Genomic DNA, 475 nt, shown 5'->3' with positions numbered 1-475 from the left:
CATCGTAGCAATCGAAGACCATTCAAACTTGGGGACCCCAAAGTAAAACGGGACTGGCAGCTGGAACCAATGGGCGGATCCAACAGATGAAAAGCCAACTTTACCCAAAACAATGGCGAGGAGCGTTCCCACCAAGATCCCGACTAAAACAGCAATTTGTTTCAAGAAACCGCGGCCCCAAATGTTGATCACCACGATCACCAGAGCAGTCGTGAAACCTAAGATCAAATTGATGTGATTGCCGTAACTGGCAGCACTCGTATTGCCGCAGCCAAGGTTTTGAAAAGCAACTGGGATCAAAGTAAAACCGATCAGGGTGATCAATGAGCCGGTCACAACGGGTGGAAAGAAACGGCGCATTTTAGCAAACGGACCAGCAATTAATGCGATAAAGATCCCCGCGGAGATGATACCGCCATACATGAATGGCCAGCCAAAATGATTGCCAATATTTTGGAAAGGAGCAACATATTCA

1 protein-coding gene is annotated in these 475 nt (G+C 47.4%); it reads right to left on the bottom strand.

The window, feature by feature from the left end:
* On the bottom strand, positions 1-475 hold a 475-nt coding region (locus tag LFYK43_RS12265; protein WP_305775333.1), incomplete at both ends, for a solute carrier family 23 protein.

The organism is Ligilactobacillus salitolerans, assembly GCF_003864415.1.
Classification (GTDB): Bacteria; Bacillota; Bacilli; order Lactobacillales; family Lactobacillaceae; genus Ligilactobacillus; species Ligilactobacillus salitolerans.
This window is presented reverse-complemented; position numbering and strand designations above follow the sequence as displayed.